Raw genomic sequence first — 1,087 nt, 5'->3', positions numbered from 1 at the left:
CCCCGTAGCCCCTCGCCCCTTCGCATGCGCGCCCGACGCAGGCCGCCGCTCCGGCGAACCACCGTTCCCACCGTTCGTCGACGTACTCGACACACTCGGCATCCCGCGCGCGTTCCACGCATCCCACGAGGCCGACGCACGCGAAACACCCGAACTACCCGACGCACCCGGCCTGTTCGGCGCACCCGCACCGTCCGAAACCGGACCGCCGCCCCTCACAGGGAAGCCCGAAGCATCCCCCGAGGCCGAATCCCAAACAGAACCCGACGCGGAACCCGAGACAGGACCCGAAGCGGAGCCCGGAACGGAACCCGAAGCGGAGCCCGGAACAGAACCCGAAGCGGAATCCGAGGCCGGCCCCCAAGCCACCCCCGAGACCGGTCCCGAAGCCGCACCAGAAGAGGTCCCTGACGCGGCCCCTGCCGCAGCCCCCGAACCCGAGGCCGCCCCGGTCGTCCCCGAAGTGCCCCCAGAACCAGAATGCGGTCGGTCCAAGTCCTCGCCCGTTGCATCGTCGGACGCCGTCTGCCCCGCAGACTTCGTCACGTTCACCGAGTTCGTCACGTTCGCTGGGTTCGTCACGTTCGCCGGGTTCACGGGATCCGACGAGCCCGGGGGTCCGGGGGCGCGTCGCGCTTCCGTGCTCATGCACCCCCCGTTTCCTCGTACCCGGGCCACCGTTTGTCCGTATGCGGGCCGGCGTTCTCCTGCCCGTGCTCGTATACGGACCGGTGTCCACCCCGCTCTCACCCGGCACGCACACAAAATCAAAGTCGTCCCGAGCACGCATACCCGCAGCGGCGGACCGCCATCCCGGACGCGGTCGAACGACCGGCGGCGTTTCCTCCGTGCGTGCGCGTCACTCTACGGGTTGCCCCCGCTCGAACGGGAACCAGTCCACGCCCCCGGGGCATCTGCCCGGAACGTCCCCCTACCCTGCGGTAATCCTGTCTGGCAGGCTGCGTTCATGACTGCGCGCGCCGCCGACCGGGCCCGTTACGACCGGGCCACCGCCCACCTCGACGCCCCTCTCGCGATCGTCGACCTGGACGCCTTCGATGCCAACGCGGACGACCTTGTCCGCCGG

Annotated in this window: 1 pseudogene; it reads left to right on the top strand. The window is 70.4% G+C overall.

Annotated elements, in window-relative coordinates:
• Positions 1 to 871 precede the first annotated feature (871 nt).
• Positions 872 to 1,087, top strand: a pseudogene (locus tag JHN63_RS54950) (hypothetical protein); the annotation flags it as partial.

It is taken from the genome of Streptomyces sp. MBT65 (assembly GCF_016612545.1).
In the GTDB taxonomy this organism is placed as follows: domain Bacteria; phylum Actinomycetota; class Actinomycetes; order Streptomycetales; family Streptomycetaceae; genus Streptomyces.
This window is presented reverse-complemented; position numbering and strand designations above follow the sequence as displayed.